Consider the following 21523-nt stretch of genomic DNA (forward strand, 5'->3'; position numbering starts at 1 on the left):
CTGGCGTCACACACTCTTGACACCGCATCCGGCTGCTGGGAGGCTTCGACCAGCCCTACCTGGTAACGCGCAGGGAGCGGACGGTGCCTCCACCCGCACCGCTCACACGATCGATGCTGTGACAGGAAGGTCCACATGCCACTTCACCTGCACTGGTTCCTCCCGTCCCACGGTGACGGCCGTGAGGTGGCGAAGACCCCGCAGGGCGCGCCCGTCGACCCGACGGAGAACATCCGGCGCGCGCCGGACATCGACTACCTCGGCCAGGTCGCCGCCGCCGCCGACCGGCTCGGCTTCACCGGCGCCCTGGTGCCGACCGGGCTGTTCTGTGAGGACCCCTGGCTGGTGTCGGCCGCCCTCGCCGGCCGGACGAGCCGGCTGCGGTTCATGGTCGCGACACGTCCCGGTTCGGTGTCCCCGGCGGTGGCCGCGCAGATGGCCGCCACCCTGCAACGACTCTCCGGCGGACGACTGCTGCTCAACGTGGTCACCGGCGGCGACCGCGACGAGCAGCTGCGCTACGGCGACTGGCTCGACCACGACCAGCGCTACGCCCGCGCCGAGGAGTTCCTCGACGTCTTCGCCCGCGCCTGGTCGGGCCAGCCGTACGACTTCGAAGGGGCCCACTACCGGATCCGGGCCGGTCGGCTGACCCGGGGCCACCCGGTAACCCCGCCGATCTTCCTCGGCGGTTCGTCGGCCGCCGCGCACCAGGTCGCCGCCCGCCACGCCGACGTCTATCTCGCCTGGGGTGAGCCACCCGAACCGCTGGCGGCGCTGGTGAAGAAGGTCCGCGACCGGGCCGACGCGCAGGGCCGCGAACTGTCCTACGGCTCCCGCTTCCACGTGATCAGCCGGGACACCGCCGAGGAGGCCTGGGATGTCGCGCGCCGGCTGGTGGCCGGCATGCACCCCGACACCATCGCCGCCGCCCAGCAGCGGTTCCGCCGGACCGAGTCCGAGGGGCAGCGCCGGATGGCCGCCCTGCACCAGGGCCGGACCGACGACCTGGAGGTGCATCCGAACGTCTGGGCCGGCTACGGGCTGGTCCGGCCCGGTGCCGGCGTCGCCCTGGTCGGCAGCCATGTCGAGGTGGCCGAACGGATCGAGGAGTACCACGCCCTCGGGCTGGACCACCTGATCCTCTCCGGCCAGCCACACCTGGAGGAGGCGTACACCTTCGGTGAGGGTGTCCTGCCGATTCTGCGGCGCCGTGGGCTGCTGGCCGACCCGGAAGGAGACCGGTGACCGACCTGTGGCAACACACTCCTGAGCGGATGGGTCCTGCGGCGGAGCTCCGGCCGGTGCCGGCCACCGTGCTGGTCGGCAACCCCCGCCGCGGCTCGCGTACCCTCACCGTCGCCCGGCACCTGGCCGACGCGCTGCGCACCGGCCTCGCCGGCCTCGACGTTCATCTCGGCGACCCGCACCTGGTCGACCTGGCCGAACTCGGGCCGGACCTGCCCGCCCGGCTGATCGCCGGCACCGCCGCGCACGCACCACTGGAACGGGTGCTCGCCCGGGTCCGTGGCCCCGGCCTGCTGGTGGTGGTGAGCCCGACCTTCAAGGGCTCCTACACCGGCCTGCTGAAGCTCTTCCTCGACATGCTCCCCCGCGAAGGGCTGTCTCCGGGCACCGTCGCGGTGCCGGTGATGACCGCCGGCTGGGCCCAGCACCGCTTCGTCTCCGACGCCCGGCTGCGGCCGCTGCTGGTGGAGCTGGGCGCGGTGGTCCCGGTACGCGGGCTCGCGGTGTTGGAGGAGGAGTTCGGCGACCTCGACACCGCGGTCGCCGGCTGGACCACGGCCGCGGTGCCGGTGCTCGCCGCCGTGCTGCGCAGTTACCAGACCCCGTCGGTGGGCCCGCCCCGCCCCGCGGAATCCGTACCCGTCCATCAACCCGCACAGCTCCGGTGAGCCGGGCGATCCGGAAGGAAGAAGCGACATGAGTGAGCAGACCCCGACGGTCGTGGGGCAGAAGCAGTTCGACGAGCAGATTCGCGCCCAGGTCCAGGCCATCGTGCTCGACCTGGCGCCCAACCCCGACGGCCTGCGCGACGCGGAGACGGCCCTGGTCCAGGACCTCGGCTTCCACTCGCTGGCCCTGATGGAACTCGCCTTCGCGCTGGAGGACGAGTTCGACCTCGAACCCATCGACGAGAAGACCGCCAGGTCGATCACCACCCTCGGCGCGGTGCAGACGCACGTGCTGCGCCGCATCGCCGAGCGCGACGCCGGGGCCTGACCTTCCGAGCGTCGCCGGGTCGGGTCGGGCGGCTGCGGCCCCGCCGGGCGGCTGCGGCCCCGCCGGGCGGCTGCGGCCCCGCCGGGCGGCTGCGGCCCCGCCGGGCGGCTGCGGTCCCGGAGGCCGCCGCCGCCCGCCGCCGTGGCGGTCAGCCGATCAGCCGGTAGAGCCGGTGGAACCGGTCGTCGATCGGCAGTTGGGTGACGGCGGCGAAGCCCGCCTCGACCGCCAGTTCCCGTACCGTCTGTGGGCGCAGCACCGTGCCGGTGCCGGCGGACGGCTGCTGGCTGAGGCAGGCTGGCAGGCAGTGCAGCACGCTGGTCGCATACTGAAACCGCTCGATCTCGTCGGCGGGTGCGGTGAACCGCTCCGCCACCCGCGCGTCCAGCACCAGCACGCTGCCGCCGTCGGCGCACAGCCGCCGGCAGGCCCGCAGCACCTCCACCGGCCGGGAAATCTCGTGCAGGGCGTCGAAGAGGCAGACCAGGTCGTAGCCGCCGGCCAACTCCGGGTCCGCGGCGTCCCGGGCGAAGAAGGACACCCGGTCGGTCAGGCCGGCGTCCGCGGCGTGTCCCCGGGCGTCGTCGATCACGTCGGCGTCGATGTCGTACCCGTCGACGGCGATACCGGGAAACGCCCGGGCCAGACCGATGCCCGCCCAGCCCGCGCCGCACGCGACATCCGCCACCCGCGCCGGCGCACCGCTCAGTCGGGCGTGTACGTCCGGGGCGTGCCGACGCAGCCAGCCGGCCAACTGGTGGGTGAACATGGAGCGGTTGGCGCCCGCATGCCCCTCCCGCCAGTCGACGCCGTAGACCGCGTCGGACACCCCGTCCCCGCTGCGGTAGGCCTCCAGCAGCGCCGGCAGCGCCGCCGCCACGCCGCCCAGCGGCAGCACGGCCAGCGCCGCCATCGACACCGGGCTGTCCGAGACCGTCAACACCTCGGCATGCGCGGCGGGCAGCGCGAACACCCGTGTCTCGGCCGACCGGGCCGCATCGTCGACGGTGAGGATGCCGGCCACCGCCTGCTGCTCCAGCCACTCCCGGGCGTAGCGCGGGTCGACGCCGGTGCGCTGGGCGATCTCCTCCACCGTGCCCGGCCCCTTGGCCGCGAGGTCGTCGTAGAGGCCGAGGCGGACACCGAGGTACGTCGACAGCAGCTCCTGGGTGGCCAGCAGCGAGGTCCACATCCGGACCGCGAAGACCCGGGCCCGGGTGTCGGTGGGAGTCGTCATCGGTGTCCTCCAGGCGACGCAGGGCATGAGTGTGTTGTTTTTTCCACCCTCCACGCTAACGCGGCGCGCCCGCCATGGACAGCACCCTACGGTGGGAGATAGCGTCCGCACACGACACACCAGACACAGGAGGAGCGGACGTGAACCCAACGCTGGCCCGGGTACGCGAGCTTGCGTCCCGCGTGGCGAAGCGGGCCGAGGAGATCGAACAGCGGCGCGGTCTCCCCGACGACCTGGTCGACGACCTCCGCGACGCCGGCTGCTTCCGGATGTTCGCCCCGGCCAGCCACGGTGGCGACCAGCTCGACCTGCCCGACGTGCTCGCCGTGCTGGACGAACTCGCCCGCGCTGACGCCGCGACCTCGTGGACGGTCGGCCAGGTGGCGCTCTCCCACCTGATCGTCCGCTGCGGACCGACCGCGGCGCTGGACGACGTCTTCGCCGACGGCGCGGACACTCTCGTCGCCGGGGCGGTGGCCCCCAAGGGCCGGGCCCGCACCGGCGACGGCGGCTGGCGGGTCACCGGTCAGTGGCCGTTCGTCACCGGCTGCCCCCGGGCGGCCTGGTTCTACCTGAACTGCGTGCTGGTCTCCGGCCGCAGCATTCCGGTCGGTACGGACGGGGTGCCGGCGACCCGCATCCTGTTCGTGCCGGCGGCCGACGTTCGGATCGTGGACACCTGGCGGGTGCTGGGACTGCGCGGCACCGCCAGCCACGACGTGGTGGTCGAGGACGCGCGGGTACCGGAGCACCGTGCGGTCGCCGCGCGGGACGAGGCCGCCGTGCACCGCATCGCCCAGTCCAGCCTGATCATCGGCGCGGTCGCGGTGGGGTTGGCCGACGGGGCGCTGACCGACCTGGTCCGGCTGGCCACCGACGGTAAACGACCGGCGCTGAGCGCACGCCGGCTCGCCGCCTCGACGGTCTTCCAGGACCGGCTCGGCGAGGCGCAGACGATGCACCGCGCGGCGCGTGCCCTGCTCTACGCCGAGGCCGCCGAGGCGCAGGCGGCCACCGACGCCTCGACGCCGCTGCGCCGGGCCCGGCTACGCGCGGCGGCGGCGCAGGTGACCAGCCTGTGCGCGCAGGTCGTGGACGTCGCGCACACCCTGGCCGGTGGCACCGCCGTGTACGAGACCTCGCCGCTGCAACGGCGGCTACGCGACATGCGTACGGCCACTCAGCACTTCGTGGCCGGCCGCGACTCGTACGCCACTCTCGGCGCGCTCGCCGTGGGCGAGGAGGCGGGCTCGGGGTAGGCGACGTCGTGTCCGGCGTCGTACGGTAGCGAAGCATATCGTTTGTGGAGGTTGTCATGAGTGAGCTGTTTTCGGTGACGGGCAAGGTGGCACTGGTCACGGGCGGCACCCAGGGGATCGGGCGGATGATCGCCCAGGGGTTCGTCGAGGCGGGCGCTCGGGTCTACCTCACCGCCCGGACCAAGTCCGACTGCGAGGACGTGGCCCAGGAGCTGTCGGCCGGCGGCGGCGAGTGCGTGGCCATCCCGGCGGACCTCTCCGACGAGCAGGAATGCGTCCGGTTGGCCCGGGAGATCGCCGATCGTGAGTCAGGGCTGCACATCCTGGTCAACAACGCCGGCACCGCCTGGACGGCGCCGGTCGAGCAGTTCCCGGCCAGCGCCTGGGACAGCGTCCTCGACCTCGGCCTCAAGGCCCCGCTGTTCCTGGTGCGGGAGCTGGCCCCACTGCTGCGGGCCGCCGGCACCGCCGAGGACCCGGCCCGGATCGTCAACATCGGCAGCGCCGACGCCCTGCGGGTGCCGGAGATGCCGACCTACTCCGCCGCCGCGGCGAAGGCGGCCATCCACCACATCACCCGGATGCTCGCGCACGACTTCGCACCGACGGTGACCGCGAACGTGATCGCGCCGGGCAGCTTCCCGTCCCGGATGATGGCCGGCGTGCTCGACGCGATGGGCGAGGAGATCGCCGCGGTGACGCCGTTGCAGCGGATCGGCCGGCCGGACGACATCGTCGGCACCGCGATCTACCTGTGCAGCCGTGCCGGCTCGTACGTGACCGGGTCGGTGCTGGCCGTCGACGGTGGCCTCGCCACCGCCCGGACCGGCTTCGTGCCGGGCCGTTTTCTCACCGACGCACAGTAGGCCCCGGCGACGCCCGGACCGGCGGCTGCGGCGGATTCCCTGGCTCGACCGGAGACGCCGCCCGCGACAACACCGGTGCCGCGCACCTCGTGGGTGCGCGGCACCGGTCGTACGTTCAGTCCTTCGGCCTCGGCGGCACGTGCAGACCGAAGGCGAGGCCCTGGTTGTCCCGGCACTCGACGAACGTGCCCCACTGCTCGGTCGGCGGACGCATCGGCTCCACCTCGCCACCGAGCTCCACCACCCGCTTCATCGCCACCTCGATGTCGTCGACGGCGAAGTAGAGGTAGTGCTGCGGCGGGCCAGGGTCACGGTGCAGCCCGCCGGGTACCGCCGGCGTCCCGGGCGCCGCCTCCCCGGGGTCGATCGACCCGCCGTGCTCCTGCGCCTGCACCTTCCAGCCGAACAACTCGGCGTAGAAACGGCTGGCCACCGCCACGTCGGGTGTCCCGAACTCGAAGTACGACAGATGTCCTGCCACGACCGACCTCCTCTGTCATCGATCCGGCGATCCGCCACCACCCCTTCGGGCAGGGCTGCCTAACGCAACAAACTACACTAGGATTCGACCCAACATACTCCGCTGATCGCACGCCATCAGGTGGCGTGCCGAGCCGGAAGAGGTCGCCACGTGCCCGTCACCGCCGCCCCGACCGAACTCATCCCGGATACCGGTGTCCTCATCGGCGCCACCCGCACGGCGTCCACCACCGGCGGAGTCCACCACCACGTCTACCCGGGCGACGGGCGGGCCACCGCGGCCGTGCCGTTGGGCGGCGAGGCAGAGATGGACGCGGCGGTCCGCGCCGCCGGCACGGCGCTCGTCGGGTGGCGCGCCACCGCCGGCAACGTACGCCGTGACCTGCTGCTGCACCTGGCGGAACTGGTCGAGCGCCACGCCACCGAGCTGAGCGGGCTGCAGACGCTGGAGAACGGCTGCCCACGGCAGTTCGCCTCGGTGATGCCCACGGTGGCGGTCGACCATCTGCGCTACAACGCCGGATGGGCCGACAAGATCGGCGGTGCGGTCGTCCCGACCTGGCCGGTCCGGGCCGTCGACTACACCCTCGACGAACCGTACGGCGTGGTCGCGGTGATCATTCCGTGGAACGGACCGCTGGTCTCCGTCGCGCAGATGCTCGCCCCGGCGCTCGCCGCCGGCAACACGGTCGTGCTCAAGCCCTCGGAGCTGGCGCCGTTCACCGCGCTGCGCCTCGGCGAGCTGGCCCTGGAGGCGGGTTTCCCGCCCGGTGTGGTCAACGTGGTACCGGGCGGGGCGGCCGGCGGTGCGGCGCTCGTCCGGCACCCGGGCGTCGACAAGGTGCACTTCACCGGCGGCGGGGTGACCGCCCGGAAGATCCTCGCCGACGCCGCGGAACGGCTGCTCCCGGTCGGTCTGGAGCTGGGCGGCAAGTCCGCGCACATCATCTTCGGCGACGCGGACGTGCGGATGGCGGCGCGGTTGGCGATGACCGGCGTGGTGGCGCTGAGCGGTCAGGGCTGCGCCAACGGCACCCGGGTGCTGGCGCACTCGTCGGTCTACGACGAGGTGCTGCGCACCCTTGCCGCACGGCTGGCCCGGGTGCCGCTCGGTGACCCCGCCGACGAGCGCACGTTGATGGGCCCGGTGGTCAGCGAGAGCGCCTGCCACCGCATCCTCGCCGTGGTCGAACGCGCCCGCGACCAGGGAGACGGCCGGTTGGTGACCGGCGGCGTACGGCTCGGCGGCGACCTCGGCGACGGCTACTTCATCGCACCGACGGTCTTCGCCGAGGTCGACCCGGCCAGCGAACTCGCGCAGGAGGAGATCTTCGGGCCGGTGCTGGCGGTCACCGCGTTCGACACCGAGGAGGAGGCGATCCGACTGGCCAACGGCACCCGCTACGGCCTCGGCGCGTACCTGCACACCACCGACCTGCGCACGGCGCACCGGGTGAGCCGGGCGGTCGCGGCGGGCAGCGTCTGGGTCAACGGGGTGCCCGGCGTGCTGCCGTCGGCGCCCTTCGGTGGCGTCCGGCAGAGCGGCTGGGGCCGGATCGGCGGCGAGGCCGGGGTACGGGAGTTCCTCCGGCCGAAGAACGTCTGGATCGCCACCTGACCAACCGGCGTCCGTCCGCAGCACGAACCGGGCGGACGCCGCGCCCTACAGCCGCCAGGAGCGGGCTGCCTCCTGCTCGGCCCACATCCGCGCGTAGCGGCCCTGCCGAGCCAGCAGCTCGTCGTGCCGTCCCACCTCCACCACCATGCCGTCGTCCAGCACCACGATGCGGTCGGCGTGCCGGACCGTACCCAGCCGGTGCGCCACGACCAGCACCGTGCGCTCCCGGATCAGGCCGGACAGCGCCTGCTGCACATGCCGCTCGTTGGTGGCGTCCATCGCCGCTGTCGGCTCGTCGAGCAGCACGATCGGGGCGTCCTTGAGGATGGCCCGGGCCAGCGACAACCGCTGCCGTTCACCACCGGAGAGGGTGGCGCCGCCCTCCCCCACCGGGGTGTCCCCGCCCTGCGGCAGTCGGGCCACGATCTCGTCCACCCGGGCCTGCGCCGCGGCCCGCCGCACCTGCTCGTCGCTGGCGTCGGGCCGGCCGAACCTGATGTTGTCCCAGACCGACTCGCTGAACAGGTAGCTGTCCTGGAAGACCACGGTCACCGCGTCGAAGAGGGTGTCGCTGTCCAGTTCCCGGATGTCGACCCCGCCGACCCGGATGGTGCCGGAGTCGGGGGTGAAGAACTGGGCCAGCAGGTGCAGGCAGGTGGTCTTGCCGGCGCCGCTGCTGCCGACCAGGGCGGTGACCGTACCCGCCGGGGCCTCGAAGCTGACGTCGCGCAGCGCGGGTCGGGTCGCCCCGGGATAGGTGTAGGAGACGCCCTCGAACGCGACGTCGTGGCCCTGCGGGGCCACGCCGGTGCGGACCTCCGCCGGCACCGGCTCGGCGAGCAGGGCACCGAGCCGGTCGACGGCCGCCTCACCGATCCGCAGGCTCTCGGTCTGCTCGCCCATCGCCCGCAGCGGGCCGTGGATGCGCAGCGACAGCACCGCGAAGACCAGGAAGGTGGCCGGCGCCAGATCCCCGCCGATCAGCAGGAAGGCCCCGACCAGGAGTACCACGGGCAGCCCCAGCTCGATCACGGTGAGGAAGAGCACCAGCGGCACCACCAGGCGGCTCACCAGCCCGGTGCTGGCCTGCCGGTGCCGTAGCAGGGCATGGGCGAGCCGTCCGGCCCGGTCACCGGTGGCACCGTGCGCGCGGGCCACGGCGATGCCCGAGACGTACTCCTGGAAGCGGGCCGCGGCCTGGCCGCTGGCCTGCGCCCGCTCCGCGGCGAGTCGGGCGAAGGTGCGCTGTGACCACGCGTAGACCAGCATCGCCAGGGGGATCGTGGCCAGCGCGGCCAGCCCCATCCGCCAGTCCTCCAGCAGCAGACCGACCGCGATGACGAGGGGCAGCAGGGCCGCCCCGATGATGGTGGGGATCGCGCCGAAGACCACCGGCTCCAGCTCGCTGAGGTGGTGCGTGACGAGTGCGGTGAGGTCGCCGCTCTGTCGCTTGGTGTGGTAGCCCAACGGCAGCCGGCGCAGGTGTTCCAGGGCGCGCAGGCGCAGCTCCCCGAGAAGCTCGAAGGAGGCCACCCAGCTCTGCCGCTGGGCGAGCAGGTCGAAGCCGAACTGGCCGAGCACCGCGGCCACCACGCCGAGGCTCCACCACAGCACCTCGCCCTGACTGATCGGCGGGCCGCCGAGGTTGGCCTCGCGCAGCCGTTGCAGGACCACGACGAGCAGCCAGATCGGCACCGCGGTGCAGACCGCCGCCGCCATCCGGGCGGCGATGCCCCACAGCTGCTGGCGGCGCAGCCGGGGGTCGGACAGCGACCACAGTCGCCCGATGAGGGCGAGGGTACGCCCGGCCACCGTCCCGGTCGGCGGGGTGGTCGGGTCGGCGGCCGGCGCCGAGGTCAGGGTCGTCATGTGTGGGCTCCGCTCCGCTCGCCGCTGACGCCGAGGCTCCAGCGGGCGCTGGTGGTCGCGTCGGCCCAGAGCCGGGCGTACGTGCCGTCGGCGCGCAGCAGCTCGTCGTGGCGGCCACTCTCGGCCACCCGGCCGTCGGTCATCACCACGATCCGGTCGGCGTCGCGAACGGTGGTGAGCCGGTGGGCGATGACCAGCAGGGTGCGCCCGGCGGCGAGATTCGCCACCGCCTCCTGGATCCAGACCTCGTTCTCCGGGTCGGTGGAGGCGGTGGCCTCGTCGAGCACCACCACGGGCGCGTCCTTGAGCAACGCCCGGGCGATGGAGATGCGCTGGCGTTCGCCGCCGGAGAGGGTCGCGCCCCGTTCGCCGACCACTGTGTCGTACCCCTGCGGCAGGGCGAGAATGAAGTCGTGGCAGCGGGCGGCGCGGGCGGCCTGGTGCACGGCTTCGTCGTCCAGGTCGGGCCGGCCCAGGGTGAGGTTCGCCCGGATGGTGTCGTGGAAGAGGAACGGATCCTGGAACACCACCGCGACGGTGTCCATCAGCTGGTCGACCGCCATGTCCCGGACGTCGACGCCACCCACCCGCACCTGGCCGGCGGAGACGTCGAAGAACCGGGACACCAGGCGCGCGACGGTGGTCTTGCCCGAACCGCTCGGGCCGACGATGGCGGTGACCCTGCCTGCCTCGGCGTGGATCCGCACCCCGTCGAGGACCCGCCGGTCGGGGTGGTAGCCGAACTCGACATCGGTCAGCTCGACCGAGGCCGGGCCCAGCGGCACCCGGCGGCCGGTGTCCGGCAGCGCGGGGGTGTCCAGTAGGGCGGCGATCTCGTCGGTGCCGAACCGCACCTGGCGCAGCTGCGAGCCGTAGCCGGTGAGTTTGGTCAGCGGCGCGGTGTATCCGAGAGCCAGCAGCAGGAACAGCAGCAGGGTGGGCAGGTCGACGGCGCCGTCGCGGTAGAGCCAGAGGCCCACCGGCACGACGACCACGACGTTCGCGGCCATCACCGTGAAGTACGCCGCGCCGCCGGGCAGGAAGGCCGTCCCCCAGCGCGTCTCCGCGTCGACGTAGCGGCGTACCGCGTCGGTTGCCCGGGCGACCGTGTCGGTCTGCCGGTTGAACACCTTGACGGCCTTGATGCCCTGCAGGAACTCGGTGACCGTCTGGTTCATCGCCATGCCCGCGCCGTGCCACTGCGCCACCCAGGCGCCCGACCCGCGGGTGGCGTGCCGCATGGCGAGCATCGCCAGCGGCACGACCGCCACGGCCGCCAGGGCCAGTCGCCAGTCGACGACGAACAGCCAGACCGTGGTGGCGGCAACCACGGTCAGCGCGGCGACCGCGTCCGGCAGCATGTGCGCGATGAAGACCTCGATCCGTTCGACGTCCTCCATCGCGAGCTTGCCGATCCGGCCACTGCCGCGACGGGTCACCTCGCCGAGCGGCAGCACCGCGAGCCGTTCGGCGATGCGCTGACGCAGCCGATGGAGCAGCCAGTACGCGCAGACATGGCTGATGGCCAGGGCACCGCCCATCAGCGCGGTGCCGGCCGCGATGGCGACCAGCGCGATGACGGCGTACCGGATCAGGACGCCGCCGTCGGGGGACGCCTGGGTGACCAGCTCGACGGCGACCAGGTAGGCCATCAGATACGGCACCAGCTGGCACGCCACCGCCGCGACGGCGAGCAGCACGGCGGCGCAGAGTCGCCGTCGTTGCGAACGGACCAGTGAGCGGAGCAGTTCCCGACCACCGTGCCCGGCGGCCGGATCGGTCTCGGCGGCCATCGCCCACCTCGTTTCGTCGGCGGTCGGTTGGCCCCCTCTGGACCCGCCACGGAGGTGTAATGGTAGTCGTTGTCGAAGGCTGGGGACAGGCTCCACCTAGGAACGTGTCGCCGACGGTAGGCGGACCGACCGCCGAGGGTCACCATCTGCCCCGGAAGGTCAGGGGTCAGTCCGCCACAGAGCCGAAGGTCGGCGTGCCCGCGCTGTGGTAGGTCAGCATCGCCACCCCGCTACCGGAGGTCCGGCTGTCCACCAGCCGCAGGGCGGCCGGCGGCACACCGTCGGCGAACAGCCGCCGCCCGCGCCCCAGCACTACCGGGAAGACCAGCAGGTGGTACGTGTCGATCAGCCCCTCGCGCATCAGGGAAACGGCGAGCCTGCCGCTGCCGTGCACCTGCAGCTCCCGGCCGGGTCGGCTCTTGAGTTCGGTGACGGCCGTGACCAGGTCGCCGTCCAGCCGCTGCGACCCGGACCAGGCCAACTCGTCGGTACGGCTGGTGGCGACGTGCTTGGGCAGCCGGTTCAACGCGTCCGCGATCGGGTCGGTGGGGTCGCCGTGCCGGGGCCACCAGGCGGCGAAGATGTCGTACGTGTGCCGGCCGAGCAGAAACGCCTCGGCGCGCTCGAAGACGCCGGTCATCTGGGCACCCACCGCCTCGTCGAAGTACGGCGACAGCCAGCCGCCCAGCTCGAATCCGCCGCCGCGGTCCTCGTCCGGTGCGCCCGGCCCCTGCATGACGCCGTCGAGGGTCAGGAACGTGGTGAGCGTGAGTCGCATGGTGGCTGCCTCTCCTCCGGGCGACACCGCGCCGCCCTCCACTGAGCCGACGACCGGCCGGACGACGAATCGACCGTTTCGCCGAACATGTGACCCACACCACAGCACTGAACGGCACCCACAGAATCGGAGGATCGCCGGCGCCCGATTGAACCGATCCAGCACCACCGCCGTACCTCATGCCGAAGGGAGTGGCCCATGAAGCGCCTGACCCCGTTGCTCACCCTCCTGTCGGGGGCGATGACGGCTGCCGTGCTGTTCACGATGAGTGCCCAGGCATCTCCACCGGGTACCCAGCCCGTGGCCGGCGGCGGTCCACCGGCCGCCGCCCCGTCCGCCGAAGCTGACGCCGAGGCCGACGTCGACGCCGAGGTTCCGACCGAGGAGGAGTCGGCGGACCTCGACGACGAACGACCGGGGGTCACCTCACCGCCGACGGATCCCGACGCGTCGTCGGCCGGAACCGAGGTCGCATCGGTCGAACAGAACTGGATCGGTGAACTGGAGAACGGCGCCACCATCGCGATCAGCGTCAAGGACGGCAAGGCCGAGGCCTACGTCTGCGACGGCCAGAGCATGGAGCTGTGGCTCTCCGGTACGGTCAAGGACGGAAAGATCGAGCTGACCGGAGAAGACGCGAAGCTGTCCGGCGTCATCCGGGGGGACAGCGCCAGCGGCGAGATGGTCGTCGGTGTACGCCGGTGGAAGTTCACCGCCAGGCCCGACGACACGGCGCCGGAGGACGCGGTCGTGAAGTCCGGCTCGGGCACCGCGGCGGCGATCTACCGGGTGACCGACGAGACCCGCAAGGCCGGCTTCGACGGCGGCTGGATCATGTTGCCGGACGGTACCCAGATCGGCATCGTCACCTGGAACGGCACACCGATCACCGCACCGCCGCTGGACCCCGCCTTCAACAGCACCATGGTCAACGGACTCACCATCACCGCCGAGCCGGTCATCCCCGGGGCGCGGTGATGTCCCAGCACCGCCACGGCGGGGCACGTACGGTGCCCCGCCGGCCGCCTGAGCCGATGGTCGAGGTGACGCGCGACTTCGGTGGCCCGCCCCCGAGCGCCAGGAGGCGGTCGCCCTCGCTGCTGGTGCCGCTGGCCGTCGGGGCGGCAGTGGCGGTGGCGCTCGGCGTCTACGGCCGCACCCACACCCCGACCGGGATCGCGGTCAACGTGGCCGGCTTCTCCTCGCCGCTGACGGTGAAGGTGTGGCTGGGCACCGGCGCGGCGTTCTTCGCCGTCATCCAGCTGCTCTCCGCCCTGTCCATGTGGGGGCGCCTCGGTGGGTTCTCCCCGTCCTGGGCCGGGTCGGCGCACCGCTGGTCGGGCCGGATCGCGTTCCTGCTCACCGTCCCGGTCGCCGTGCACTGCCTGTACGCGCTCGGCTTCGCCGACTACGACACCCGTACGCTGGCGCACTCCGTGCTGGGCTGCTTCTTCTTCGGCGCCTTCGCCACGAAGATGCTCACGCTGCCCAAGCGTGGCCTCGCCGGCTGGGTGCTGCCGGTGATCGGCGGAGCCGTGTTCGTCGCACTGATCGGCATCTTCCTGACCTCGTCGGTCTGGTACTTCACCACGTTCGGCATCCAGTTCTGACCCTCGGAGAGGCAAGGCACCGACAGATGAACCACGAGCAGGCCGGCTGCTGCCGGTCGCGACGAGCCCTGCTGGCCGGCACCGGCGCGGTGGGGGTGGCCGCGTTGACCGGCTGCGCGACGTACGGCCAGCCGCAGCCGGCGGCTCCCCCGCCACCCGCCGCCGCACCGGGCTCCAGCACCGACCCCTCCGGCACCGCCACTCCGGGTGCCGACGGGGAGCCGGGCCCTCCGGCGCTGGCCACGCTGGCCGACATCCCGGTCGGCGGTGGGGCGATCTTCGCCGACGCCGGCGTGGTGCTGACCCAGCCGACCGAGGGGACCATCAAGGCGTACTCCGCGACCTGCACCCACCAGGGCTGCACCGTCACCTCGGTCGCCGACGGCACCATCGTCTGCGCCTGCCACAACAGCGTGTTCGACATCGCCGATGGCTCGGTACGCAGCGGCCCGGCCGGTGCCCCGCTGCCCGCCGCCAACGTCACCGTCGACGGGGACGCCATCCGGCTGGCCTGACCCCTCGCGGCTGGCGATGCGAACTCGATGACGCGGCCCACCCCAGGCCCGGGCCGCGCGGGGCCGTCCGGGGTGCGTCGTGACACCGGACGGCCCCTGCCCCACCCGGGGGCGGGTGGGGCAGGGGTCCCGGGCATGGTCAGGGCGCGACGCAGGCCAGGTTGGAGATCGCCCCCGACCCGCCGCCGGTCAGCCCGAATGTGGTGCTGGTCCCGGCGGCCAACTGCCCGTTGTACGGCTCGTTGCGCACCGTGACCGTCGAACCGGAGACGGTCAGCCGGCCGTTCCACAGCGACGAGACGGTGGTGCCGGCAGACAGCGTCCAGCCGACCGTCCAGCCGGTCGTCGCCGCCGTGCCGGTGTTGCGGACGGTCACCTCCGCCTGGTAGCCGCCCTGCCAGGAACTGATCACCCGGTACGTCGCGGCACAGCCCGCGTCGCCACTGCCGTTGTCGGCCGGGGTGGTCAGGGTCAGCGGCGGCGACGCGGTCGAGACGTTGCCGGCCGCGTCCCGCGCCCGGACCGTGAAGGTGTAGGCGGTCGAGGCGGTGAGGTTGGTGGCGCGGTAGGTGGTGCCGGAGACCGTGCCGATAACGGAGGCCGCCCCCGACCCGGTGGCGCGCAGCACCTCGTACGAGGTGACGCCCACGTCGTCGGTCGACGCCGTCCAGCTCAGGGCCGCGGCGGTGGCGGTCACCTCGGTGGCGGTCGGCCGACCCGGCGCGGTCGGCGCGGTGGTGTCACCGGGGCCGGGGCCGCCCGCGTAACGCTCGGCCAGGCTGATCCCGGTGCTGGAGTTGGCGCCGCCGAGCCGCACCTGGTGGTCGAGTCCGACGAACTTGCCGTTGTGCTGCCAGAGCGCCGGCTTGAGCATCTGGTTGTACTTCGTCTCGTCCCAGCTGGCCCAGTCGTCCAGCAGCAGGCCGCCGGTGTCACCGGAGTTGGGGTTGAGGCACCAGAACGTGTGGTGGATCCCGTTCTCCACCATCAGGTCGCGCAGCGCGGCCATCCAGCGATCCTGCCGGGCGTCCTGGCCCAACCGGCCACCCCACTCGCCGACCAGCAGCGGCGCGATGTTCTGCTCGTGGATGTAGAACCAGTTCGGCCGCCACACGTCGTCGGTCAGCGAGTCCTTGTCGAAGTCACCGGCGAACCAGGGCTGCTCGTAGACCAGCGGCCCGTAGTCGTGCGGTGAGTAGACCAGCTGGTCCTGTTGCGCGCCGAGGTCGACCGGGTGCTCGGCGACACCACGCAGGTTGCCGCCCCACCAGTTGTAGTGGTAGTTGGGGCTGCGGTCGGGGTTGGTGTTGGGCGAGTTCCAGGTGGCCCCGGCGCGCGGGTAGATCTCGATGCCCTCGCAGAGGATCAGCAGGTTCGGGTTGATCGCCAGGATCCGCCGGCCCGCCGTCTCGCACGCGTACTTGAAGTTGTCCTGGTCGGTGCTGGAGTCCCACTTGGCCCGCTGCGGATCGTTCGGGGTGCCGTGCGGCTCGTTCTTGATGTCCATCGCGACGATGGTGTCGTTCGTCCGGTAGCGGGTCGTGATCCACTCCCAGCCCTGGTAGAAGAGTTCGGGAGTGATGCTCCCCTTCCACCACACCGGATAGACGTGCCCGGAGTTGTCGGCGTCGGCGCTGTGCACGTCGAGCATCACCTTCAGGCCGTACCTCTCGCACAGGGCGAGCCAGTGGTCGAAGATCTGCAGGTTGTTCAGACCTTCGAGGTCCGGGTTGACGTACGTGTTGACGTTCGGCCGGGCCGTCGTCTGGCCGGCCTTCCACTCCAGCAGCAGTTGGGTGGAGATGGGGACCCGGACGATGTTGATGCCACGCTCGGCCATCTGGCGGGTGATCGACTCGAGGTTGCCCGACCACAGGCCGTGGAAGACCCGCTCGCTGGCGTTGAAGCCGAACCAGTTGGCCCCGGTGAGCCAGACCTGGTTGCCGGCCTCGTCGACGATCCTGTTGCCGTCGGTGTGCAGCCAGTCGGCGGTCGGCGCGGCGGCGACCGCCGACCCCGCCGTGGGTGCCGCGGTGGCCGCGGGCGCGGCGGCCAGGCTGAGCAGGACGATCGCCGCCGTGGCGGCGGCCCTGAGTTTCGTACGTGCGGACATGCGACTTCCTCTGGTGGTGGGTGAGGGAGCTGGCACGTCGACGAACGGTCCTGCCCAGCGGACCGTGGGAGCGCTTCCACGCACACCTTAGGCGGTCCTGGGTCGGCTGCGGAAGACGTCAGACCGAGAGGGCCTCCCGGACGCTGTGTTCCGCCGTGGCGCCACCGTCTCCGGCGGAGGTGACCCGGCCCGACTCGAGCACGTGGTAGCGGTCCGCCACCCGCAGCGCGAACCCGAGGTGCTGCTCGACCAGGAGCACGCTGAAGCCGGTCTGCGCGATCAGTGCCACGATCCGGTCCTGGATCTCGGCGACGACGGACGGCTGGATGCCCTCGGTCGGCTCGTCGAGCATCAGCAGCCGGGGACGGGTGATCAGCGCCCGGGCGATGGCCAGTTGCTGGCGCTGGCCGCCGGAGAGCAGCCCGGCCCGCCGGCGCAGCAACGGACGCAGCGCCGGGAAGAGGTCGAGCACCTCGGCGGTGGCCGCCGGCCCGTCCCGACGACCGTCGGCGACCAGGCGCAGGTTCTCCGCGGCCGTCAGGTGCGGAAAGCACTGCTGGCCCTGTGGTACGTACGCGACTCCCCGGGCCACCCGTTGGTGCGGGGCGAACCGGGTGATGTCCTCGCCGTCGAGTTCGACCCGGCCGGCGCTCGGGCGCAGCAGGCCGGCGGCCACCCGCAACAGGGTGGACTTGCCGGCGCCGTTGTGGCCGAGCACCGTGGCGACCCCGTCGCCGGGCACCGAGACGTCGACGCCGTGCAGCACCCGGCTGCGCCCGTAGCCGGCGTGCACGCCGCGCATGGTGAGCATCATGCCTCCGTAGGCGTCGGGGCCGTCCCGGCATCGACCGGGTGGCCGAGATAGACCTCCTGCACGCGCGGGTCGGCCTGCACCTGCGCCACGGTGCCCTCGCTGAGCACCTTGCCGGCGTGCAGCACGGTGACGGTACGCGCGAAGCGCCGCAGGAAGTCCATGTCGTGCTCGATCACCACCACCGTGCGGTCCCGGCTGACCTTCTCCAGCAACTGCCCGGTGGCGTCACGTTCCTCGTGACTCATCCCGGCGACCGGCTCGTCGAGCAGCAGCAGCCGGGCGTCCTGGACGAGCAGCATGCCGATCTCCAGCCACTGTTTCTGCCCGTGCGCGAGAGTGCCGGCCAGTTGGTCGGCCCGGCTGGCCAGGCCGATGATCTCCAGTGCCTCGGCGACCTCGTCGGGGGTGCCGTGCCGTCGGCGCAGCAACGTCGCCCAACCACGACGCGCGCCGGCCGCGATGTCGAGGTTCTGCAGGACGGTCAGCTCCTCGAAGACCGTCGAGGTCTGGAAGGTGCGACCGACACCGAGGCGGCTGATCCGGTGCACCGGCCGGCCGAGCAGCTCCCGGTCGCCGAAGCGTACCGAGCCGGTGGCCCGGACCAGCCCGGTGACCGCGTCGACCAGGGTGGTCTTGCCGGCGCCGTTGGGTCCGATGAGGAACCGGATGTCGCCGGGCGCGACGTCCAGGGACACCCCGTCGACCGCCGTGAACCCGTCGAAGCTCACCCGCAGGTCACGCACGTAGAGCCCGTGCAGCTGCTCGGTCATGCCGCCTCCCGGCGTCGTCTCAGTCGCGCGAACAGGCCGGCCGGTGGGTCAGCGTCGGCCGGCTCGCGGTCGCGGCGGCGGGCCAGTCCGATCAGCGACGCCAGGCCGCCGGGCAGGAACGCGACCACCACCACGAACAGCAGGCCCTGCAGGTACGTCCAGGTGCCCGGGAACCGCTCCGACAGGGCGGTACGCGCCCACGCCACCGCGACCGCGCCGAGAACCGGACCGAGCAGCGTGGCCCGGCCGCCGATGGCGACGCCGATGACGAACTCGATCGACGGGACGATCCCGATCAGCGCCGGCGAGATGATGCCCACCGCGGGGACGAAGAGCGCACCGGCCAGCCCGGCCATGCCGGCGGCGACCACGTACGCGACCAGCTTGACGGTGGCCGGGTCGTAGCCGAGGAAGCGGACCCGCTCCTCGGAGTCGCGCACGGCCACCAGCAGTTCGCCGTAGCGGCTCTGCATCAGGTGCCGGGTCAGGGCCAGCAGCGCCAGCAGGGTGCCGGCGATGATGAAGTACACCATCCGCTGGTTGACCGGGTCGTCCAGGTCGTAGCCGAAGAAGCCCTGGATGTCGGTGAGGCCGTTGGTGCCGCCGGTGGTGCCCTGCTGGCCGATCAGCAGGATCACCATGGCGGCGGCGAGGGCCTGGCTGAGGATGGCGAAGTAGGCGCCCCGGACCCGGCGGCGGAAGACCAGCGAGCCGAGCACGAAGGCGACCGCCATCGGCAGCAGCACCGTGGCGGGCAGCGCGAACCACGGACTCGCGAACGGCCGCCACCACAGTGGCAGCTCGTCGAGCTGCCCGTACAGCAGCATGAAGTCGGGCATGTTGCCCGGCCCCGCGTCGGCGAGCTTGAGGTGCATGGCCATCGCGTAGCCGCCGAGGCCGAAGAAGACCCCCTGCCCGAGGGCCAGCATGCCGCCGCGCCCCCAGGCCAGGCCGATGCCGACGGCGACCATGGCCACACAGAGATACTTGGCCAGTAGGGAGAGCCGGAAGTCCGACAGCATCAGCGGGGCGACGGCGAAGAGCAGCGCGGCACCGAAGGCGAAGCCCACGGCGGCCCGGAACCGGTGCCGGGACGGCCCGGCCGCCGGTTTCGTCGGCGGCGGCTCGGGATCGGCGGCGGTGACGGGATCTCTGGCGACGGTGGTCATGCCAAACTCCGGGTTCGCAGGGTGAACATGCCCTGGGGCCGCCACTGGAGGAACGCGACGATGGCGATGAAGACCATCACCTTGGCGACACTGAGGGTGGTGAGGTACTCGCCGGACGCCTGGAGCACGCCCAGCGCGAAGGCGACGATCACGGTGCCCTTGAGCTGGCCGATCCCGCCGACCACGACGACCAGGAAGGCGTCGATGATCAGGTTGGTGCCCATGGTGGGTCCGATCGGCCCGAGCAGGGTGAGGGCGACCCCGGCGATGCCGGCCAGGCCGGAGCCGATGAAGAACGTCATCCGGTCGACCCGAGCGGTGGCGATGCCGGAGACGGCGGCCAGGTCCCGGTTCTGTACGACGGCCCGGATGCGGCGGCCCAACGGGGTGACCCGCAGGGCGACGGTCAGCGCGACGACCGCGCTGGCGGCCAGGGCGAGGATGAACAGCCGGTTGTTGGCCACGGTGATCCCACCGGGCAACGCGATGTTGCCGGTGAGCAGATCCGGGGCCCGGGTCTGCACGTTGGGGCTGCCGAAGATGTCCCGGGCCAGCTGCTGCAGGATCAGCGATACCCCCCAGGTGACCAGCAGCGTGTCCAACGGTCGGGCGTAGAGGCGGCGGATCAGCAGGAACTCCAGCAGGACGCCCATCGCGCCGGCCACCACGAAGGCGACCGGCAGGGCGACCAGCAGCGACCAGCCGGCCGCGCTGATGGTCTGCTGAAGGACGTAGGTCGTGTAGGCGCCGGCCATGATGAACTCGCCGTGCGCCATGTTGATCACACCCATCTGGCCGAACGTGAGAGCCAGGCCGAGCGCGATGAGCAGCAGCACCGCGCCGATGCTGACGCCGGTGAAGAGCTGGCCGATGAGAACTGTCACGGTGCGTACTCCGAACTGCTGGTGGGGCGGCTCGGGCGGGACGTGGGGTCCCGCCCGAGCCTGGATTTCACCCGGCTCTGCCCAGGTGGTCGGCTAGCTCAGGCCGCCGGCCCACGGGTAGCTCTTGAGGAACGGGTCGGGGGTGATCGGCTGCCCCGAGTTCCACACCTCGGCGATCAGCCCGTCCGCGCCGACCTTGCCGACCCGGGCCGTCTTGGCGATGTGCTGGGTCTCGCCGTCCACAGTGACCAGTCCCTCGGGCGCCTCGAAGGTGATGCCGTCGGAGGCCTCCCGGACCTTCTCCACGTCGAAGCTGCCGGCCTTCTCCACCATCGCCTTCCACAGGTAGACCGAGACGTACGCCGCTTCCATCGGGTCACTGGTCGGCTTGTCCGCGCCGAACTTGGCCTTGTACGCGGCCACGAACTTCTCGTTCGCCGCCCCCGGGGTGGTCTGGTAGTAGTTCCAGGCGGTCAGCTGGCCCTCGAGGTACTGGGTGCCGATGCTCTTGACCTCCTCCTCGGCGATCGACACCGACACCACCGGCATGCTGGTGGCGGTCAGCCCGGCGGACTTGTACTCCTTGAAGAACGCCACGTTGCTGTCACCGTTGAGGGTGTTGAAGACCGCGTCCGCGCCGGAGGACTTCACCTTGTTGGTGATCGTGCCGAACTCGGTGGAGCCCAGCGGGGCGTAGTCCTCCCCCAGCACCGTCATTCCGTTGGCCTCGGCGTACGCCTTGATGATCTTGTTCGCGGTACGCGGGAAGACGTAGTCGGAGCCGACCAGGTAGAGCGTCTTGGCACCCTGCGCCTTCAGGTAGTCGAGGCCGGGGACGATCTGCTGGTTGGTCGTGGCACCGGTGTAGAAGATGTACGGCGACTGCTCCAGGCCCTCGTACTGCACCGGGTAGAACAGCAGCGCCTTGTTCTTCTCGAACACCGGCTTCACGGCCTTGCGGCTGGCCGAGGTCCAGCAGCCGAAGACCGCGGCCACCCGGTCCTCCCGGATCAGTTTCTCGGCCTTCTCGGCGAAGGTCGGCCAGTCCGAGGCGCCGTCCTCGCCGACAGGTTCGATCTTCTTGCCGAGTACCCCGCCGGCAGCGTTGATCTCCTCGACCGCCAGCATGATCGAGTCGCGGACGGTCACCTCGCTGATCGCCATCGTGCCGGAGAGGGAGTTGAGCAGGCCCACCTTGACGGTGTCGCCGGAGACGTCGGCGCTGACGCCCGCGGCGGTGTTCTCGTCGGTGGTCTTGCTGCCGCACGCGGCCAGAGCGGCCACGGCGACCAGGGTCATGGCACCCGCCAGGATGCGGCGGCCCCGGAACAGTGTCATCAAATCTCCCTGCGTCGCGGTATGCGTCAAACAGTGGCGGGAACGAACGTCGGTCCCGAGTTGAGGAGTGCGGATCTGCGGATTTGCGGTGCGGTCCGTCGGAACATTGCTCGTCACCGGCACGGCGGGTGGACGCCGGCCGGGCACGATTCGAATATCGGGCAGG

General features: G+C 71.9%; 20 protein-coding genes. 9 read left to right on the forward strand and 11 right to left on the reverse strand.

The features are described 5' to 3' along the window. The first annotated feature begins 135 nt into the window (after window positions 1–135). The 3 genes from BMY89_RS12280 to BMY89_RS12290 are packed head-to-tail and all read left to right on the forward strand — an operon-like array spanning window position 136 to window position 2244. Window positions 136–1248, forward strand: a complete 1113-nt coding sequence (locus tag BMY89_RS12280; RefSeq protein ID WP_092379717.1) for an LLM class flavin-dependent oxidoreductase — start codon at window positions 136–138, stop codon at window positions 1246–1248. After that, window positions 1245–1916, forward strand: coding sequence for an NADPH-dependent FMN reductase (locus tag BMY89_RS12285; protein ID WP_232521260.1), 672 nt, complete (start codon window positions 1245–1247; stop codon window positions 1914–1916). Before BMY89_RS12280 ends, BMY89_RS12285 begins: the two co-directional genes overlap by 4 nt. A gap of 28 nt (window positions 1917–1944) precedes the next feature. Beyond that, on the forward strand, window positions 1945–2244 hold the full coding sequence (locus tag BMY89_RS12290; protein WP_092379720.1) for an acyl carrier protein: 300 nt from the start codon (window positions 1945–1947) through the stop codon (window positions 2242–2244). Window positions 2245–2392: 148 nt separating this feature from the next. Here the strand turns inward: BMY89_RS12290 and BMY89_RS12295 are convergent, their stop codons facing one another. Next, window positions 2393–3481: a class I SAM-dependent methyltransferase gene (locus BMY89_RS12295; protein WP_092379721.1), complete on the reverse strand. Its 1089-nt coding sequence runs from the start codon at window positions 3479–3481 to the stop codon at window positions 2393–2395. A 74-nt stretch (window positions 3482–3555) separates the two neighbouring features. Between BMY89_RS12295 and BMY89_RS12300 the strand changes: the two genes are divergently transcribed. Together BMY89_RS12300 and BMY89_RS12305 are read left to right on the forward strand one after the other, a co-directional pair. Beyond that, window positions 3556–4740, forward strand: a complete 1185-nt coding sequence (locus BMY89_RS12300; RefSeq protein WP_092379722.1) for an acyl-CoA dehydrogenase family protein — start codon at window positions 3556–3558, stop codon at window positions 4738–4740. A 56-nt stretch (window positions 4741–4796) separates the two neighbouring features. Continuing rightward, window positions 4797–5606, forward strand: coding sequence for an SDR family oxidoreductase (locus tag BMY89_RS12305; protein ID WP_092379724.1), 810 nt, complete (start codon window positions 4797–4799; stop codon window positions 5604–5606). A gap of 115 nt (window positions 5607–5721) precedes the next feature. Here BMY89_RS12305 and BMY89_RS12310 read toward each other — a convergent pair whose 3' ends face one another. Beyond that, complete coding sequence (locus tag BMY89_RS12310) at window positions 5722–6087, reverse strand: VOC family protein (RefSeq protein WP_092379726.1); 366 nt, start codon at window positions 6085–6087, stop codon at window positions 5722–5724. Window positions 6088–6237: 150 nt separating this feature from the next. Here BMY89_RS12310 and BMY89_RS12315 point away from each other — a divergent pair, with 150 nt between their 5' ends. Next, window positions 6238–7704, forward strand: coding sequence for an aldehyde dehydrogenase family protein (locus BMY89_RS12315; protein ID WP_092379728.1), 1467 nt, complete (start codon window positions 6238–6240; stop codon window positions 7702–7704). Window positions 7705–7749: 45 nt separating this feature from the next. Here BMY89_RS12315 and BMY89_RS12320 read toward each other — a convergent pair whose 3' ends face one another. The 3 genes from BMY89_RS12320 to BMY89_RS12330 all read right to left on the reverse strand — a co-directional run bounded on the left by BMY89_RS12320 (window position 7750) and on the right by BMY89_RS12330 (window position 12144). After that, complete coding sequence (locus BMY89_RS12320; RefSeq protein ID WP_175510357.1) at window positions 7750–9573, reverse strand: ABC transporter ATP-binding protein; 1824 nt, start codon at window positions 9571–9573, stop codon at window positions 7750–7752. Next, window positions 9570–11366 (reverse strand): ABC transporter ATP-binding protein, encoded by a 1797-nt coding sequence (locus BMY89_RS12325; RefSeq protein WP_092379730.1) that lies wholly within the window; start codon window positions 11364–11366, stop codon window positions 9570–9572. The genes BMY89_RS12320 and BMY89_RS12325 overlap by 4 nt, the downstream gene beginning before the upstream one ends. A 166-nt stretch (window positions 11367–11532) precedes the next feature. Then, window positions 11533–12144 (reverse strand): dihydrofolate reductase family protein, encoded by a 612-nt coding sequence (locus BMY89_RS12330; protein WP_092380324.1) that lies wholly within the window; start codon window positions 12142–12144, stop codon window positions 11533–11535. A 198-nt stretch (window positions 12145–12342) separates the two neighbouring features. Here BMY89_RS12330 and BMY89_RS12335 point away from each other — a divergent pair, with 198 nt between their 5' ends. From BMY89_RS12335 to BMY89_RS12345, 3 genes are read left to right on the forward strand one after another with little or no spacing between them, the layout of a single operon-like run. Further along, the gene (locus BMY89_RS12335) at window positions 12343–13122 is read left to right on the forward strand and encodes a hypothetical protein (protein WP_092379732.1); all 780 of its coding nucleotides are present in this window, start codon (window positions 12343–12345) and stop codon (window positions 13120–13122) included. Between the two features lie 56 nt (window positions 13123–13178). Next, window positions 13179–13754: a DUF6529 family protein gene (locus BMY89_RS12340; RefSeq protein WP_170147646.1), complete on the forward strand. Its 576-nt coding sequence runs from the start codon at window positions 13179–13181 to the stop codon at window positions 13752–13754. 26 nt (window positions 13755–13780) lie between these two features. After that, the gene (locus BMY89_RS12345; RefSeq protein WP_092379735.1) at window positions 13781–14269 is read left to right on the forward strand and encodes a Rieske (2Fe-2S) protein; all 489 of its coding nucleotides are present in this window, start codon (window positions 13781–13783) and stop codon (window positions 14267–14269) included. A 139-nt stretch (window positions 14270–14408) separates the two neighbouring features. Here the strand turns inward: BMY89_RS12345 and BMY89_RS12350 are convergent, their stop codons facing one another. The 6 genes from BMY89_RS12350 to urtA form a co-directional block, all read right to left on the reverse strand. Beyond that, complete coding sequence (locus tag BMY89_RS12350; RefSeq protein ID WP_092379736.1) at window positions 14409–16382, reverse strand: cellulase family glycosylhydrolase; 1974 nt, start codon at window positions 16380–16382, stop codon at window positions 14409–14411. A gap of 118 nt (window positions 16383–16500) precedes the next feature. After that, window positions 16501–17184 (reverse strand): urea ABC transporter ATP-binding subunit UrtE, encoded by a 684-nt coding sequence (urtE, locus tag BMY89_RS12355; RefSeq protein ID WP_232521263.1) that lies wholly within the window; start codon window positions 17182–17184, stop codon window positions 16501–16503. A gap of 8 nt (window positions 17185–17192) precedes the next feature. After that, window positions 17193–17966: an urea ABC transporter ATP-binding protein UrtD gene (urtD, locus tag BMY89_RS12360; protein ID WP_092379738.1), complete on the reverse strand. Its 774-nt coding sequence runs from the start codon at window positions 17964–17966 to the stop codon at window positions 17193–17195. Beyond that, a complete protein-coding gene (gene urtC, locus BMY89_RS12365) occupies window positions 17963–19135 on the reverse strand; it encodes an urea ABC transporter permease subunit UrtC (RefSeq protein WP_232521265.1) in 1173 nt (390 codons plus the stop codon). The genes urtD and urtC overlap by 4 nt, the downstream gene beginning before the upstream one ends. Next, complete coding sequence (urtB, locus tag BMY89_RS12370; protein WP_092379739.1) at window positions 19132–20019, reverse strand: urea ABC transporter permease subunit UrtB; 888 nt, start codon at window positions 20017–20019, stop codon at window positions 19132–19134. The genes urtC and urtB overlap by 4 nt, the downstream gene beginning before the upstream one ends. A 93-nt stretch (window positions 20020–20112) precedes the next feature. Continuing rightward, on the reverse strand, window positions 20113–21357 hold the full coding sequence (urtA, locus tag BMY89_RS12375) for an urea ABC transporter substrate-binding protein (RefSeq protein ID WP_092379741.1): 1245 nt from the start codon (window positions 21355–21357) through the stop codon (window positions 20113–20115). Window positions 21358–21523 lie beyond the last annotated feature (166 nt).

Source organism: Micromonospora phaseoli (assembly GCF_900109115.1).
GTDB lineage: Bacteria > Actinomycetota > Actinomycetes > Mycobacteriales > Micromonosporaceae > Micromonospora > Micromonospora phaseoli.